Origin of the sequence: Legionella worsleiensis (assembly GCF_001467535.1) — a bacterium.
Taxonomy (GTDB): domain Bacteria; phylum Pseudomonadota; class Gammaproteobacteria; order Legionellales; family Legionellaceae; genus Legionella; species Legionella worsleiensis.
Genome location: NZ_LNZC01000004.1, coordinates 79,532 through 95,135, shown reverse-complemented (window position 1 = coordinate 95,135; position 15,604 = coordinate 79,532). Strand labels below are relative to the sequence as shown.

The following is a 15,604-nucleotide window of genomic DNA, read 5'->3' as shown; positions in this document are numbered from 1 at the left end:
CATGAATTGCCTACTCGTGTTTGGAAAAAAGTTTAAGATATTCGCCATAACCTCTCTGTGCCATTTGGTCTTTGGGAATGAATTCCAGGGAAGCTGAATTGATGCAATAACGAAGTCCGCCAGGTGGTGGGCCATCATGAAAAAGATCGCCTAAATGAGAGTTGCCACTCTTTGATTTCACCTCGGTGCGTTGGAACAGCAAAAAATGACGGTCTGTATGCAGGCTGATATACTGCATGTCTATAGGTTTGGTAAAACTAGGCCATCCTGTTCCTGAAGAAAATTGGTCAAGTGAACTGAATAAAGGCTCTCCAGATACGATGTCAACGTAAATTCCCTCTGCCTTATTATCCCAATAGGCGTTGTTGAAAGGAGGCTCGGTTGCTCCTTGTTGGGTGACCTCATATTGCAAAGGGGTGAGTTTTTTGAGTTGTTGTTCCTTATCAAACGCAGGATATGCCTGAGTGAAAAAACTGATGCAACAAAAAAATATCAGCGTGATGTATTTAGCGTTGTTCATGAGACCATACCTCATCAATTCGAGCATCCCGGCCACAACGGTATCGGTAGTATTTATAACGTATAGGATTTTTTTGGTAATAATTTTGATGATATTCTTCTGCTGGATAAAAATGGGTTGATGGGATTACTTCAGTATAAATGATTGGAAATGAATTCATTAATGCTTTTTTGATTGCTTGTGCTGTCTGTTTTTGTTCGTTGTTTAAATAGAAAATAGCGCTTCGGTACTGAGGTCCCTGATCACAGAATTGAGCATTTTGCGTTGTTGGATCTATGTGTCTGAAAAAATACTCAACTAATTGTTTGTAGTTTAGTTTAGCTGAATCAAAGGTCACAAGGACTGATTCTGCGTAGTGCGTTTTTCCAGCCGATACCAGTTCATAGGAGGGTTTTTCACCTACATCCCCGTCATATCCCGATGTTGTTGAGATAACCCCGGGAAGATGGTCGAAATCCGCTTCCATACACCAGAAGCAACCCCCGGCAAAAATAGCCTGTTCGGTTTTCGCAAATCCCGTTGCCAGATTAAATTGCAGGATGCAAAACAGACCCAAATAAACAAAAGGATGTTTCATTGTGAACACTCACTTGTATTGATTCAAACTTATCGAATCGATGCATTAAGTGTAGTCTAAATTAACTAATACGTGCGCAATTTTTTTTAAATTCCAGCATTCGCAGGAAGGCGGTGAAACATACCAAAATACAAAATAGCCCTGCGAGGGGGTTGAAGTATTCAGGGCAAAGAATCATAACAATAAAAAAAATAAATGCTTCCGCACGTTCCATCAACCCCGGGCTGTAATGAAAACTTTTATGGGTGGTGTTGTTCGTAAAAATGCCTACAACCAAAAAGCTGGTAATGCACAATAGAATACTCCCAGACATTAAAAGAGCTGGCAGACCATTATGGATTGGATTGGATAAATAAAAAGCCAAAATTACAGCAAATTCAACGATTCTATCAACAATGATATCCATCGCCGAGCCAAAGTCACTTGATTTGCCCTGAAAGCGAGCCAGGGAGCCGTCGAGAGTATCAAGGTATCCTGATAGCAAAAGGCTGCTAATTGCCAGAAATGGTTTTTGTAACAACAGACAGGGCACACACAATAAACCCAAAAGACCTGATAGCCCGGTGAGTGCCAAGGGCGTGATTCGATTACTCAGCCGACTTAGCAGGGGATCAACCAATATCCGTTGGTAATGATGTCTTAATGTTTGTTCTAACATGCTTGATTTCCTTGCTTAGCTGATGACAAAAAACACGACAAAAATCAGACTTAGAGCAATAACCAAGGGACTTTGCTGCTGTCGGGTTACTAATTTAAGCACGCTGTAAAGAATAATTCCGCCACCAATACCATTTGCTATGGATCCGGTAAAAGGAATCATCATAATCGTGAGCATACATGGCGCCGTTTCACTGATGTCGGGTAGTTTCATATCGGTTAAATGCTTCATCATGCAGCATGCCACATAGAGTAAAGCAGGCCCGACTGCAAAACTGGGAATCATTTTAGCCAAAGGAAAAAAGAACAGCATCAAGATAAATCCCACCGCTATAACTAAAGCGGTAATACCTGTTCTTCCTCCTGCTTCAATCCCGGTTGCTGATTCTATATAAGGTGAGGTACTGGCTGAACCCAGAAGTCCTGCCAAGGTAGACGCTGCCGCATCTGCAGTTAAACTGTAACTGAGGCGCTTAGGATAATTCTGTTCTTGTTTGAATACAGTGGGATTTAGCAGACCTATCAGAGTACCGGTTGCATCAAAGATAGCAATCAGAAAAAAAGTAAAGATAGCTTTTAATGCGGTTACGCTGGTCAATCCAGAAAAATCGAGTTTTAAAAAAGTAGGCTCTAAAGATGGGGGAAGAGCAATCAAGCCCTGCCAGGAGGTTAGCCCTGTCATCAAACTCAATACAGCAATACTCAGTATGCCTATGATGATTGCGCCGGGAATGCGGTAATAATCTAAAATCAGGATCATTACAAATCCCAGGAAAAATAAGCCAACCTCAGGATGGTTTAGATTACCAAGCCGCATTAAGCTGTGCGGATCGTCTATGACGATTTGATTGGCTTGCAGAGAAATCAAGGCGATTAATAAACTGATACCAATTAAAATTGCAATTTGTAAATTATAAGGAATGGCTTCAATTAACAATCGGCGCAGACCCGTTAACGTCACCAGCAAAAACAACAGCCCAGAAATGAATACCATGGCCAAGGCATGTTGCCAATCTATCCCCATACCCTGCACAACGCTGTAAGAAAAATAAATGTTCAATGCCATGCCCGGGGCAACGCCTATAGGGGTATTGGCCATAAGTCCGGTTAGGGCGCAGGCAAAGGCCGTCACAAGACAGGTAGCTGTAAACACAGCACCCTGATCCATTCCTGCATCATGCAAAATAGACGGATTAACAAAGGCAATGTAAACCATGGTGAGAAAAGTGGTCATTCCTGCCAGGATTTCGGTTTTGAGCGTGGTTCCCTTCAGCATAGTGAATTTTAATGTATTCATTGGAGGATAGATTGGTAGCAAAAGATCATCCTACACAAATACAGGGGCGATGTGCAACTAAGCTGTTGTGGGAGCTGTGGCTAAAAAGTATCCAGCTTATTGATATCCTGGTTCATTATGAGGAAACGGTTAAAAATGGAAATTTGAGATTAACAGAATGATTTCTATAGCGATTAATATGATGATAATTATTTCCAGATTATGACCATGACGGTTTTCCAGATAATTGTTGAACATATCGAATATCTCATTGAGTGTGTCGAGCCGGTGGTTTATTGCATTAACTCGTCTTTGAATATGTAAGTAACGCTCCAGCATGGAAAAATGTTCTTCAAGAGTCGGATGTTGCCAAAAATATTTGGGATGATAGAGAAAATTACTGATTAAATTTAATTCGCTCTTGGCGCCTAAAATTTCTCCGATAACTTGTTGGATTTGTTTTCGGCTTATGGGCATTTCGCCTTTATGAGACAGGCTTTGAATCATGGGATTGTATTTGTCTATCAGGGCTTCGATGATGGTTTCAAAATATTGTAATTTTACCGATTGAGAAAAGCCATAAGACAAACTAAGTTTCAGTTCATCGCTATCATCTTCCATGGTCAGACAATCGACATCAAAAAAATCATGCGGTTCTATGGCTGTTTTGTTGCTAAGCAGATAATGAAATTCATCATGAACCAATAGCGCTACTGGTTTATCGATTAAGAGTTTAATGGTGTTCAGATAGTCGTTAATCTCATATCTTTTGATGCCCCAGGAAACTACCGTACCGTTTTTAAAGATAAAAATAGTGTGATCTGCACGGTCACGGGGATTGAGCTTGAGCACATCGCGGGTTTTAACCGAGTTGTATTTTTGAGGTAGATTTTTAAAATGGTTGTCTACTCGTGTCAGGTCTATTGATTTGGCAACACAAAAACTTAAGCATTCCATGGTTAGGATAATCCGCCTGTTGATGAGGCGTTCGCTTTGATATGAATGAAAACAAACGCCATATGATATGCTTCAGTATATAATAATTTCAAAAATTATTACACGCTATCCGCTGTCTCACGTCCTGGGTATGCTTTTTTTCTGTCGGTTGCCCCTCCTAACCACAGTGGACATACTTCCATAATTTCTGCAATTTTATCCAGTTGATCTTTGTTGGGAAGTACGTGACCAAATATCATTGAATTGGCTAAATGGCGGGTAACCCCAAAAACTTTTGAAACCGCTTTGGTCTTTTCAGAGTGTTCCTCTGGAAATCCGAGGGCAGACAATTCTCTGTTAAAGCGCTGTGCAAACACTTTACTGTTCATTTTCTCGCTCCATGAAAAAATAGTTAATTCAGCACGGTCTTTAGAACGTGCTGATCCAACATCAATACCTTGTCAATCCTTGAACCAGGTAAGAGTGTTATAACTTATTTTTTTTCAATAGCAAAGACTTTTAATTAAAAAAATCGATTAATATTCATCAAGTTATCCTTGGTGTGTCAGTATGAACAAGGAATGGTCGCCTAGAAAAGTGAAAACGCATATCCGTCCTTTCATACGATTTTATAGAACATGAAACCGTCTATCCCATTCAGATTTAAATAAGTCCTGCTTTGGCTTCCAGTAAAAAAGAGAGGCTAGAGATGAGGTTTTATGCGAATGATAAATCATTCTCGTCCAGTCAGTTCTGGAGGTACTCTCATCAAGGTTAACTTAATAGATTGTGGTTGGTATTTATTGCTCAAGGGAATCGCAATACACTTAGAGTCCTGAGCTGCATAACGCACTGCAAGTTGCTTGTTGCGCATGGGATCACATCCTTGCATTACGATTAACATACCCTGTTTTTTAATATCGTTCTTGTCTAACCAAGGACTGAGTCTAAACGAATAGCCTTCTAAAAGCATGGGTTTATTGGGCAGATAAGCTGCAAGGTAATAATCGTAGTTTTCGTCTCCAGCCACATACAACAAGGGTTCTTTGGTCCATTGCCTCCAATAGTCTTGAGCGAGTTGAGCCAACAGATAACTGGGATTATTGGTGCGGGTTAATTTGAGAGAAAAATAGTTTGTCGCCATATAAATGCCTAAACTGCTGCCATGGATGAGCAAAGCGGTCAAAAGCAACGGTTTTAAAAGAGTGGGTCTGCTCTTTAGATTAAAAAAAGAAAAGAGCGCCGGAATGCTGAATGAAAAAAGCGGAAATCCCCATTCAGGTTGAATTTTGAAGCCAAAAACAAAAGACAGCAAAATTACCAAACCTAGAGGGGCTACACCCAGATAAGTGAGGTAGTTCCACTTATTGCATGTTTGCTTGTAAGGGGCAAGATGAACTTTTTTGGTTTTAATTAGCAAAAGTAACAAGGCTATGGCTGGTAACAGGTGAGCTAATTGTTCGATCAATGCTTTAATCGGGTAATACACATGGCGATTAAAGACATAGTAACCCATATTGCCGCTGACTTTACTGCGAATAAACTCCAGAGTTAAATAACCGTGTTGGGCGACAGAAATTAAATGAGGAGTAAGCAGTAATAGTGTCAGTAAGGTTGCCAGTATTAATCGGTACAAGTATTTACGGTTTAAATGCCCCAGTAAATAAATGAGGGTGATAAAAATTATCAGCAGTGATTCGTATTTTGCCAGAACTGCTGCTGCAGTGGCCATTGCCAGGCAAAACCAGTCTCGCATACTGTTGCTATGGATGCAACGGTCAAAAAAATAACATAACAGGACCCAAAACGGGAGCATGATGCTGTTTTGATTAAATTGGAGGACAAAATTAGTTTGATAATATAAAGAAAAAGAGGAAATAACACAGGCTACAAAGGCATCTTTCGAGCCTAAATAGCGTTTAGACAGCAAAAAAATAAAAACCAGGCTTATTGATAAGCACAAGATGCTGGCACTAAACGTTGCCACCTCGTTATTGGCGCATATCATGCTCATGAATGTAATGAACCAAGTGCCAAGAGGCGGGTGTCTATTGTAGCTCCATGCCCAGGTATGCCCCCAACTTAAGTTTTGTGCTGAGTCTGGCAGTATTGACTGGTAAGCCAGAGAAGGAATAAGACTATAAATTATCGAAAATCCCAAAATAAAAAAGACGAACAAATTTTGGGGTTTCATCTTCTTTATTTCAGGAAACACATATTCCTTAAGTGTTGCCAATGAATTGACTAAGGAATTCATGTGCATTTGTTTTAATCTTCTTGTTCGGAAAGGGGCGCATTTTATGCTAAAGCCCTATTTTTGGGAAGCGTACAGCACTTATTTCCGTAAGCAGAACGGGAGTTGCAAGAGATCATGCCGTTTAGGTACAGGCATGATCTCTTTGTCAGTATCAGAGTTAGGAGTTATCTGTATTGGTTTTATCTTTGGCGAAATAATTTAAATCAAGTTCTCGGGCCGCTTTGACGTCATCAAGGCGTTTTACGGGTAAGGTATGTGGCGCCTCATGCACTAAATCGGGATTATTAGCCGCTTCTTCCCTGATGGTTTGCATGGCCTGAATAAATCCATCCAATTCTTCCTTACTTTCTGTTTCTGTAGGCTCAATCAAAAGGCATTCCGGAACAAGTAAAGGGAAATAGGTTGTAGGCGCATGAACACGATAATCCAATAATCTTTTGGCAAAATCCATTGCGGAAATACCAAAGTTTTTCTTTTCAGGGCTTAAGGTAAGAATAAATTCATGGGATGCCCTTCTGTCGGGATAAGCGGGAGTAAAGCCTGCGGCGCTGAGTTTTTTTAGTAAATAATTGGCATTTAACGTGGCATATTCGGCAACCCTTAATAAACCCTCTTTACCCAATACAACCATATAAAAGTAGGCACGCAACAAAATACTGGCATTGCCCATGAAGCAAGACAAACGACCTATAGATTGTGGATAATCCTGTTTCGTTGCCCATTGGTATTCCGAGCCTGTCTTTTTAACTATGGGTAGAGGCATAAACGGCACCAGTCTTTTACTTACAGCAACAGGGCCGGCACCCGGACCACCCCCGCCATGAGGCGTAGCAAAGGTCTTGTGCAAGTTGAGATGCATGACGTCAAAACCCATATCGCCAGGTCTGACTTTGCCAAGTATGGCATTAAGATTCGCACCATCATAATACAGCAATCCTCCTGCTTGATGGACCAAAGCAGCGATTTCTTTTATTTGACGCATGAATAAACCCAAAGTTGAGGGATTGGTCAGCATGATTCCGGCTGTTCTGGGGCCAACTTTACTTTTCAGTTCTTCCAAATCGATATCGCCGTCTGCGCCGGTTCTTATCTCTATTACCTTAAAACCGCACATCACCGCTGAAGCAGGGTTTGTTCCATGTGCTGCATCAGGAATCAACATTTCATCACGTGCAGTATCTCCACGTGATTGATGATATGCTTTTATCATCGCTACCCCAGCAAATTCACCTTGCGATCCTGCCATAGGCGTGAGCGACACTCCGGCCATTCCGGTTATTTCCGCAATATTGTTTTGTAAGCGGTACAGTGCTTCAAGAAAACCTTGGCTGTCTGTCTCCAAAGCTAAAGGATGCCGATGAGCAAAGCCAGGGTTAGAAGCCGCCTTTTGTACACCTTTGGGATTGTATTTCATGGTACAGGAGCCCAGAGGATAAAAATGGGTATCTATGGAAAAATTTTTGTGAGACAAGCGAGTGAAGTGGCGCACTACCTGTAATTCGGAACAAGCGGGCATTCTTGGCGGCGTTTTCCGTTGAAATTCTGCGGGTATCGCATAAGCGCTTTGAGCAATTTTGGGCGCTTGAGCCATAGATTGTCGTCCATTTTTCGATAATTCAAAAATCATCATAATGTACCTTCCGTTTTTTGAATAAGTTCTTTGAGTTCGTCTCTGTACATCCGTGGGGTAAACTCAATAAAGTGGTACTCAGCAATTTCAGCCAGGAAATAAGGATCTTTTTTAAATATGGATTCCAGATATTCTCTGTCGTTGGTGTTTGCGATAATAATACCCCCGGTTCTCGGTTTCATCGGGCCTGAAACAAGTAACAGCCCCTGTTTGTAATAGTAATCAAGAAACTCTCGGTGAGCCTGTAAATATTTATCAACCTCATTAACAGGAGTGAGATAGTTCAGTTGAATAATAATCATCAGGCACCTCCATGGGTCATAATCGTTTTTAGTGTGTGCGTATAAGTTGCGATGTCTGCGGCGGTACGCATTTCAGTAGCACAAACCAAAAGGGTATTCGTCAGTTGTTCATAATGAAGGCCTGGCATGTATCCTCCGGCAATCCCTGCAGCGGAGAGTTGTGTTAATACATGCTCTACCGGTTGATTCAGTTTGAGTACCGCTTCATGGAAATAAGGGGCTTTGAACACTTGCTCTACACCATCAATCTGGATGAGCGCCTCAACCAGATCGTGGGTGTTTTGATGGCATTGACTGGCAACCTGTCTAAGCCCTTCTGCACCCAGCAAACTCATGTGAATGGTCGCTGCTGTGACCAGCAATCCCTGATTCGTGCAAATATTAGAGGTCGCTTTACCACGACGTATGTGCTGTTCACGAGCCTGGAGGGTCAGACTAAAACCGGTTTTACCGTCTTTATCAACGGTGCAGCCAATTAAACGGCCAGGCAATTGACGCACATGCGCCATACGGGTGCTTAAAAAACCAAAATAGGGACCGCCTGATGCCATGGGAGAACCCAGCGGTTGCCCCTCTCCGCATGCAATGTCAACGCCATGCTCGCCCCAAAGACCGGGAGGATTGAGTAACGCTAGTGACACCGGATTAACACAGGCCACGCTAATGGTTTTATTCTGATGAGCCCAGTCAACGAGTTTATCAACTTGTTCCAGACAGCCGAAGAAATTGGGTTGTGCGATGACGAGCGCAGTAATGTCTTCCCCGGTATAGTGTTCAAGAGCAGATAAAGCGGTGATCCCTTCTTGCGTATCATATGGTAAAGTAATTACCTCAATATGTTGATTACGAACAATCGTTTCCAGGGTTTCACGATAATAGGGATGAACGGTACCGGCGATTAATACACGGTTGGTTTTGCTGTGTTTGTTTACTCGTACCGCCATCAGTACCGCTTCAGCAAGGGCAGTGGCTCCGTCATACATGGAGGCGTTGGATACTTCCATACCCGTCAATTCGCAGATCATGGTTTGGTATTCATACAGCAATTGCAGTGTTCCCTGACTGGCTTCTGCCTGATAAGGGGTGTATGCAGTTAAAAATTCACCACGTGAAGCGATATCCCACACTGCAGCCGGGATATGGTGTTCATAACAGCCGGCGCCAATAAAACAAATACCGTTGCGATTCTTATTGGCTAGAGTTTGAGCTTCTTTCAGCATGTCCATTTCATTGACGCCAGAGGGCATGTTTTGAAATCCACTGAAGTGCAAGGCTGCTGGAATCTCGTCAAATAAAGCCTGGATGTCGTTGACGCCAATAGTAGTCAACATTTCTTTAGTATCTTCAGGAGTGTGCGGGATATAAGGCATGATTAATTTTCCTCAGCTATCTCATTTTGATATTGATCAGCACTTAATAACTCATTAATTTGACTGGGGTTATTGGGCTTTATTTTTACCAACCATCCGGTGCTGTAGGGATCTGTATTGACTATAGCCGGATTTTCAACAACGGCATCGTTAATTGCTGTGACCACGCCGCTGATTGGCGCATAAAAATCAGAAGCAGCTTTTACTGATTCCACCACGCCTAATTCCTGTCCCGCAGTAACTTCGTCGCCAATTTCAGGCAACTCAACAAACACCATATCGCCAAGTAACTGTTGGGCGTGATCGGTGATGCCAATAGTGACTTCTTCCTGACCTGGTTTTAACCATTCATGTGTTGCGGTGAATTTTAACTCATTCATTGTTATATCCTTAATGTATGAAATAGTCATTTAAACGGAATTCAGTTAAATGGCCTTTCCTTGTTTAACAAAACGTGGTTTTCCTACTTTTGCTGGAACCAGTTTACCCCTTATATCGACCATAACTTTATCACCTGTTGCCACTGGAACTCGTGCCAAAGCAATGGAGTGTTCCAGAGTGGGGGAATAACTGCCACTGGTAATTATTCCATCACAAGCCCCTTCTACTATCACTTTTTGACCATGGCGCATAATCCCTTTTTCCAAGAGGGTTAGTCCTACCATTTTCCGTTTTATACCCTGTTGTTTTTGCGACATTAATGCGCCCATGCCGATAAATCCTCTGTCTTGCGGTTCCCATTTCACAGTCCAGGCAAGTCCCGATTCAAGCGGCGTTGTTGTTTCATCCATGTCTTGGCCGTAAAGCATCATACCTGCTTCGAGCCTTAAGGTATCACGCGCAGCAAGTCCGCATGGGGTTACCCCGGCATTTATTAATTTCTGCCACAACTGAGTTACCTGTTCTTGGGGAACGATGAGTTCGAATCCGTCTTCTCCAGTGTATCCTGTGCGGGCAAAAAACCAGTTATCTACATCAACACATTCAAAGTGGGTCAGGGTTGAAACGGCATCTGTTTGTGCCGGACTTAAGACGCTCAGGGTTTTGATTATTGCATTGGGTCCTTGAACGGCTATCATTGCTAATTCGCCTCGTTCTTGTAATCCGACTGCAAAGCCTTCGCTTTTTTGACGGATCCAGTTGATGTCGTTTTGTCGAGTTGCTGAATTAAGAACGACCCGATAATTATCGGAGGCACGTTGATAAACAATCAAGTCATCGATAATTCCACCATGCTCATTACACATACAACTGTATAGCGCTTTACCATTGTGCTGTAATTGGTCTATGTCATTGGTGAGTATTTTGCGCAAAAATTGACGTCCACCAGCTCCAAGAATATCGACTATGGTCATGTGCGACACGTCAAAAACACCTGCGTCTTTGCGAACTGTATGATGTTCGTTGAGTTGTGAACCGTAGTGCAGGGGCATGTCCCATCCATGAAAATCAACCATTTTGGCACCGCTGGCCAAGTGAGTGGCGTGCAGAGGGGTTTTAGCAGTCATTGCGTGTCCTTTCATTTATCGTCATGATGTTTGTGATTATACTCGTTGCGATTAAATTTGCGAGATTTAGCTTTTGATTTTTCACATTATTAAATGAAATAACGATATACTTTATATTTAAGGGATTTTCATAATGAATTGGCTTAACTCTGGGAGATGGGTGCTGGATGTTGGTTGGTTAATTATTCTTTCAGTGTTCTTCATCCATTTTTGGCGTAATCGATCGGCACTGGTGCAATCACGATCCTGGTTACAAGTTAAAGGCCATATTACTCGCTGTGAATGGACCAGAGTTGGTCATAGCCTCTGGCCTAAAATTGAATACCTCTATCAGGTTCAGGACAGGGAGCTGACAGGAGAGTATCTGTTCCTGGATACCTCGCACAATAATCCTAATTCCAGTTATTCTCGACGCATTGCTTACAAAGCAGCTTTGGCTTTTAAAGAAAATTCAGAAATTGACGTGTATTATAATCCCAATAAACCAGAGCAGTCTGCTTTGGATGTCACTATTCCGGTGAAATTAAATTTCATTTTAGTGCTACTAGGTGTCTTGATTGCTTTTCATTTGGGTTTCATTATTTATCGGCTACTGGGATAGCGTTTTCGGTTTGCGGGATTTTACACTCGCATGGAGGCTCAATAATGCTGGATTGGAGGCTGGTGACTGCCAATCCTCGTACTCCTTGACCTGAGGGTGCCTGCATGAAATTTAAGATGACTTTTAGGTTTTGTTGCTGTTGGTATTGTGGATTTTTATAAACCACAAGAACGGTCATGGTTGCTTGCCAATGAGTTGGATTAACCGGAGTTACTATAGGTGGTTGCGTTGCAACTGCAGTGACTTCGTAGGCGTTTTTTTGTACCGCTTCCGGTAATTTGGAATCGTCTAGTGCCTTGGTGTAGGCAATCCAACCATCAGAAGTAAAGTATTTGGCAATTTCTCTTTGCTGTTGCAGGAAATTTTTGGAGTCAAAAGTGTAGGTTGCAACAATGGCTTCATTAGCCCAAACGGCCAATTGAGCTTTGTCTGGTGCGGTAATCCCTATTTGGGTTGCCAAAAACAGGAATAGGCCTGTTGTCATAGTGAATACTTTATTCATGGATGCTTCATCTCAATGCGCTCATATCCTAAGTGTGTAACACTAAGCCAGAAACTGTTTTGAATTATAAAACTTGAGTCTAATATAAAAAAAACCCCGGTTAAAGTACCGGGGAACATTATGTAACCGAGTTTCATAAACTCGTTTACAGCCCCGCATAAAGAGGGAAAGCGGGGAGGAGCATTCGGGGGAGAATACTCACTTATTAGACACTGGGAAGTCAATAAAGTTCCATATTAGTTCAAAAATAAACCAATTCATTGTGATAACGCGTTTAATCTATACAGATTAAACCTATTTTATGGTATTTTATTCAATGTGGATTCATTGATTTACTGACTACAAAATACTTGCCTAAGCCCTGTCTCAAATTAAGGTACATACAACCATGGTACGTAACAGCCGTTTTTATTCCGCTAATCCTGATTCAGTTGGTCGATTAATCAATCGCTGGGATTTGCTGTTACTTGTTTTAATTTTTTCCGTGTTGTTTTTTTTGGGTTGGGCCGGGTCGCAAATGGCAACGCCCTATCAGTTGGGCGATCAGATCCCCATTTCTCTGGCTCCGGCTAATCTTCCTTTTTACGCCTTGCGTACCGTATTACGATTGTTTATCGCTTTGATTTTTTCCATAGTTTTCACGTTTGTTGTTGGTGCTCTGGCCGCCAAAAATCGTCGGGCTGAGCAGATTATTATTCCTGCCATTGATATTTTACAATCCATCCCGGTGCTGAGTTTTTTATCCATTACCGTTACAGGTTTTATTCATCTGTTTCCTAATAGTTTATTAGGCCCAGAGTGCGCCTCTATTTTTGCGATATTTTGTGCTCAGGTATGGAATATGACCTTTGGCTTCTATCAATCTTTGAAAACATTACCCCATGATTTAAAAGAAGTTTCCGCTATGTTTCGACTTTCAGCATGGCAGCGGTTCTGGAAAGTGGAAGTGCCTTTTTCCATGTCGGGACTGTTATGGAATATGATGATTTCCATGTCGGCAAGTTGGTTTTTTGTGGTTTTATCCGAAGCCATTTCTGTCGCTCATCAAAACATTCGCTTACCCGGAGTTGGGTCTTATATCGCATTAGCTATAGCGCAAAAAGATCTGCATGCGGTGGGTTATGCCATTGTGACCATGATGATCGTTATTTTCTTGTACGATCAAATTTTATTCAGGCCTTTAATTGCCTGGTCAGAAAAATTTAAAGTAGAGCAATCACCCGATGAATCCGAATATCAGTCCTGGCTTATTGATTTGATTCGCAGCAGTCGACTGATGAAGCGGTTTACTAAGGGGATTGGGATAGTTGTCGGCGCCTTTGTCAATGCTCGGTGGCTTCGTCTTGGTGAACCTAAAGCAGTAAGAGAAATTGATTTTAAACGACAAAAGCGTATGGATAGATTATGGGGTACATTGGTTATTCTCTCTATAGTCAGCGGCAGTTGGTTATTGCTGCAATTTATTCTTGCTGAGCTGAAAGTCAGTGATATTTTGCATGTGTTCTTACTTGGAGCAGCAACTGGTACACGAGTTATCGTACTCATTATCATCAGTTCGTTAATCTGGATACCGGTTGGTGTTTGGATAGGCCTAAGACCCAGACTTGCGCAGAAGATTCAACCTGTAATCCAGTTTGTAGCCGCCTTTCCGGCTAATTTATTTTATCCCCTTTTTGTTATCGCTATAGTTGAATTTCATTTAAGTGTCGAAATATGGGTTACCCCTCTCATGATTCTTGGTACGCAGTGGTATATCTTGTTTAACGTCATTGCTGGAGCATCGAGTATTCCCAGAGATTTGTATCTTGCTGCAGATAATTTTGGTTTGAAAGGATGGAACTGGTGGAAGCGTCTGGCTTTACCTGGCATTTTCCCCTTTTATATTACGGGCGCCATAACCGCCGCAGGCGGTGCCTGGAATGCGAGTATTGTTGCGGAATGGGTTAGTTGGGGAAATGTCACCTTGCAAGCGACTGGGTTGGGGGAATACATACAAGCCAGTACTACAGCAGGTGATTTTCCAAAAATTGCGTTGGGAACCACTATGATGTGCCTTTATGTTCTGGCGTTTAATCATCTTATCTGGCGTCCATTGTATCGATTAGCAGAAGAACGTTTTAATTTTAATTGAGGCACTTATGTCTGAAACCATTATTGCTATAGAAAATCTGAGAAAGTCGTTTAAAAAGGCGTCATCTCAAGATTTGTTGGTTCTTGAGGACGTTAATTTTAAATTACAGGAAGGTGAAATAGTCGCCTTGCTTGGGAAATCCGGCTCTGGAAAATCGACTTTATTACGGATTATAGCCGGTTTGGTTGCGCCCTCGAGTGGCTCTGTTACTTACAGAGGCAAAGCAGTCACCAGACCTGTGGAAGGTATTGCCATGGTGTTTCAATCCTTTGCGCTGATGCCTTGGCTTACTGTTCTGGAAAATGTGGAGCTTGGACTTGAAGCACAGGGCGTTAGCCGTGATGAACGCAGGCATAGAGCCATTGAAGCTATTGATATTATCGGTCTTGACGGGTTTGAATCGGCATTTCCCAAAGAATTATCGGGTGGTATGCGACAACGAGTTGGTTTTGCTCGCGCCTTGGTGATTAATCCCGATGTATTGTTAATGGATGAACCGTTTTCAGCGCTTGATGTATTAACCGCAGAAAATTTAAAATCTGATTTGCTGGAATTGTGGAAAGAAAAGAAAACCAATACCAATGGGATTCTACTGGTCACGCATAATATTGAAGAAGCAGCCACCCTGGCTGACCGAATTGTTATTTTTGGCAATGACCCCGGATATATTCGTGCAGAATTACCAGTGACTCTTCCTCAGCCCCGAGATCCAGAAACAGCAGAGTTTCGTGCATTGGTAGACAAGATTTATACGTTGATGACTACCGGGCCTAAAGAAAAAGCCAAGCGTGCGCAAAGAGAGCGACAAATTGGTTTGGGATACCGGTTACCCGATGTTGAGCCTTCAGAATTGTCAGGCTTGATTGAAACCATGAAATCATTTGAAGAGCGCATAGACTTACCAGAACTTGCTGATGAACTCATGATGAATATTGATGACTTGTTCCCCATTCTTGAAACATTGGAAATACTCGGTTTTGCGAAGGTCTCCGCAGGCGACATTCAACTTAGTGATTTGGGAAAACAGTTTTCTGAAGCTGATTTACAGGAGCGAAAGCAGTTATTTGCCCAACGGTTATTGGAAAAAGTTCCTCTTGCTCGTTACATTCGCCGAATTTTAGATGAAAAAGTTGGGCATAGAGTTTCTGAAGAACGTTTTTTAAGTAAGTTAGAAGATTATTTGAGTGAAAAAGAAGCCGATAGAGTTTTGCGAACAATGATTGACTGGGGGCGTTATGCAGAAATATTCGCCTATGATTTTAATACAGGAATTTTAAGTTTGGAAAATCCGGGTAAGGGTTTGTAATTTGCTTAAAACCCAAAGTTTATCACCCTGT

16 protein-coding genes are annotated in these 15,604 nt (G+C 42.0%); 3 read left to right on the top strand and 13 right to left on the bottom strand.

Translation table 11 applies throughout. From position 1 onward, the window contains the following. Positions 1–10: 10 nt before the first annotated feature. The 12 genes from msrB to gcvT all read right to left on the bottom strand — a co-directional run bounded on the left by msrB (position 11) and on the right by gcvT (position 11,033). Positions 11–520, bottom strand: a complete 510-nt coding sequence (gene msrB, locus Lwor_RS03010) for a peptide-methionine (R)-S-oxide reductase MsrB (RefSeq protein ID WP_083501567.1) — start codon at positions 518–520, stop codon at positions 11–13. After that, positions 507–1,097, bottom strand: coding sequence for a peptide-methionine (S)-S-oxide reductase MsrA (msrA, locus tag Lwor_RS03005; RefSeq protein WP_058492422.1), 591 nt, complete (start codon positions 1,095–1,097; stop codon positions 507–509). Before msrA ends, msrB begins: the two co-directional genes overlap by 14 nt. Positions 1,098–1,158: 61 nt before the next feature. After that, on the bottom strand, positions 1,159–1,755 hold the full coding sequence (locus tag Lwor_RS03000) for a CDP-alcohol phosphatidyltransferase family protein (protein ID WP_058492421.1): 597 nt from the start codon (positions 1,753–1,755) through the stop codon (positions 1,159–1,161). 15 nt (positions 1,756–1,770) lie between these two features. Beyond that, positions 1,771–3,051, bottom strand: a complete 1,281-nt coding sequence (locus tag Lwor_RS02995) for an NCS2 family permease (protein WP_058492420.1) — start codon at positions 3,049–3,051, stop codon at positions 1,771–1,773. A gap of 129 nt (positions 3,052–3,180) precedes the next feature. Continuing rightward, the gene (locus Lwor_RS02990) at positions 3,181–3,987 is read right to left on the bottom strand and encodes an RMD1 family protein (RefSeq protein ID WP_058492419.1); all 807 of its coding nucleotides are present in this window, start codon (positions 3,985–3,987) and stop codon (positions 3,181–3,183) included. 98 nt (positions 3,988–4,085) lie between these two features. Then, positions 4,086–4,355 carry a hypothetical protein gene (locus Lwor_RS02985; RefSeq protein WP_058492418.1) on the bottom strand — a complete coding sequence of 90 codons (270 nt, stop codon included), beginning with the start codon at positions 4,353–4,355 and terminating at the stop codon, positions 4,086–4,088. Positions 4,356–4,699: 344 nt separating this feature from the next. Further along, complete coding sequence (locus tag Lwor_RS02980; protein WP_083501566.1) at positions 4,700–6,229, bottom strand: glycosyltransferase family 39 protein; 1,530 nt, start codon at positions 6,227–6,229, stop codon at positions 4,700–4,702. A gap of 151 nt (positions 6,230–6,380) precedes the next feature. Further along, positions 6,381–7,853, bottom strand: coding sequence for an aminomethyl-transferring glycine dehydrogenase subunit GcvPB (gene gcvPB / locus Lwor_RS02975; RefSeq protein ID WP_058492416.1), 1,473 nt, complete (start codon positions 7,851–7,853; stop codon positions 6,381–6,383). Further along, on the bottom strand, positions 7,850–8,155 hold the full coding sequence (locus tag Lwor_RS02970) for a YciI family protein (protein ID WP_058492415.1): 306 nt from the start codon (positions 8,153–8,155) through the stop codon (positions 7,850–7,852). The genes gcvPB and Lwor_RS02970 overlap by 4 nt, the downstream gene beginning before the upstream one ends. Continuing rightward, on the bottom strand, positions 8,155–9,525 hold the full coding sequence (gene gcvPA / locus Lwor_RS02965; RefSeq protein ID WP_058492414.1) for an aminomethyl-transferring glycine dehydrogenase subunit GcvPA: 1,371 nt from the start codon (positions 9,523–9,525) through the stop codon (positions 8,155–8,157). Before gcvPA ends, Lwor_RS02970 begins: the two co-directional genes overlap by 1 nt. A 2-nt stretch (positions 9,526–9,527) precedes the next feature. Then, positions 9,528–9,905 carry a glycine cleavage system protein GcvH gene (gene gcvH / locus Lwor_RS02960; RefSeq protein ID WP_058492413.1) on the bottom strand — a complete coding sequence of 126 codons (378 nt, stop codon included), beginning with the start codon at positions 9,903–9,905 and terminating at the stop codon, positions 9,528–9,530. A 45-nt stretch (positions 9,906–9,950) separates the two neighbouring features. Continuing rightward, positions 9,951–11,033 (bottom strand): glycine cleavage system aminomethyltransferase GcvT, encoded by a 1,083-nt coding sequence (gene gcvT / locus Lwor_RS02955; RefSeq protein ID WP_058492412.1) that lies wholly within the window; start codon positions 11,031–11,033, stop codon positions 9,951–9,953. A 133-nt stretch (positions 11,034–11,166) separates the two neighbouring features. Between gcvT and Lwor_RS02950 the strand changes: the two genes are divergently transcribed. Next, positions 11,167–11,634 carry a DUF3592 domain-containing protein gene (locus Lwor_RS02950; RefSeq protein WP_058492411.1) on the top strand — a complete coding sequence of 156 codons (468 nt, stop codon included), beginning with the start codon at positions 11,167–11,169 and terminating at the stop codon, positions 11,632–11,634. Here Lwor_RS02950 and Lwor_RS02945 read toward each other — a convergent pair. Then, positions 11,612–12,136: a DotI/IcmL family type IV secretion protein gene (locus Lwor_RS02945; RefSeq protein WP_058492410.1), complete on the bottom strand. Its 525-nt coding sequence runs from the start codon at positions 12,134–12,136 to the stop codon at positions 11,612–11,614. The genes Lwor_RS02950 and Lwor_RS02945 overlap by 23 nt on opposite strands. Before the next feature lie 388 nt (positions 12,137–12,524). On the opposite strand from Lwor_RS02945, the gene Lwor_RS02940 reads away from it, so the two are divergent. Next, on the top strand, positions 12,525–14,267 hold the full coding sequence (locus Lwor_RS02940) for an ABC transporter permease (RefSeq protein WP_058492409.1): 1,743 nt from the start codon (positions 12,525–12,527) through the stop codon (positions 14,265–14,267). Between the two features lie 7 nt (positions 14,268–14,274). Next, entirely contained in the window at positions 14,275–15,573 is a 1,299-nt protein-coding gene (locus Lwor_RS02935; protein WP_058492408.1) for an ABC transporter ATP-binding protein, read from the top strand. Positions 15,574–15,604 lie beyond the last annotated feature (31 nt).

Coding starts and splice junctions, on each gene's coding strand:
- msrB (WP_083501567.1), bottom strand. CDS start 520: ATGAACAACGCTAAATACATCACGCTGATATTTTTTTGTTGCATCAGT.
- msrA (WP_058492422.1), bottom strand. CDS start 1,097: ATGAAACATCCTTTTGTTTATTTGGGTCTGTTTTGCATCCTGCAATTT.
- Lwor_RS03000 (WP_058492421.1), bottom strand. CDS start 1,755: ATGTTAGAACAAACATTAAGACATCATTACCAACGGATATTGGTTGAT.
- Lwor_RS02995 (WP_058492420.1), bottom strand. CDS start 3,051: ATGAATACATTAAAATTCACTATGCTGAAGGGAACCACGCTCAAAACC.
- Lwor_RS02990 (WP_058492419.1), bottom strand. CDS start 3,987: ATGGAATGCTTAAGTTTTTGTGTTGCCAAATCAATAGACCTGACACGA.
- Lwor_RS02985 (WP_058492418.1), bottom strand. CDS start 4,355: ATGAACAGTAAAGTGTTTGCACAGCGCTTTAACAGAGAATTGTCTGCC.
- Lwor_RS02980 (WP_083501566.1), bottom strand. CDS start 6,229: ATGCACATGAATTCCTTAGTCAATTCATTGGCAACACTTAAGGAATAT.
- gcvPB (WP_058492416.1), bottom strand. CDS start 7,853: ATGATGATTTTTGAATTATCGAAAAATGGACGACAATCTATGGCTCAA.
- Lwor_RS02970 (WP_058492415.1), bottom strand. CDS start 8,155: ATGATTATTATTCAACTGAACTATCTCACTCCTGTTAATGAGGTTGAT.
- gcvPA (WP_058492414.1), bottom strand. CDS start 9,525: ATGCCTTATATCCCGCACACTCCTGAAGATACTAAAGAAATGTTGACT.
- gcvH (WP_058492413.1), bottom strand. CDS start 9,905: ATGAATGAGTTAAAATTCACCGCAACACATGAATGGTTAAAACCAGGT.
- gcvT (WP_058492412.1), bottom strand. CDS start 11,033: ATGACTGCTAAAACCCCTCTGCACGCCACTCACTTGGCCAGCGGTGCC.
- Lwor_RS02950 (WP_058492411.1), top strand. CDS start 11,167: ATGAATTGGCTTAACTCTGGGAGATGGGTGCTGGATGTTGGTTGGTTA.
- Lwor_RS02945 (WP_058492410.1), bottom strand. CDS start 12,136: ATGAATAAAGTATTCACTATGACAACAGGCCTATTCCTGTTTTTGGCA.
- Lwor_RS02940 (WP_058492409.1), top strand. CDS start 12,525: ATGGTACGTAACAGCCGTTTTTATTCCGCTAATCCTGATTCAGTTGGT.
- Lwor_RS02935 (WP_058492408.1), top strand. CDS start 14,275: ATGTCTGAAACCATTATTGCTATAGAAAATCTGAGAAAGTCGTTTAAA.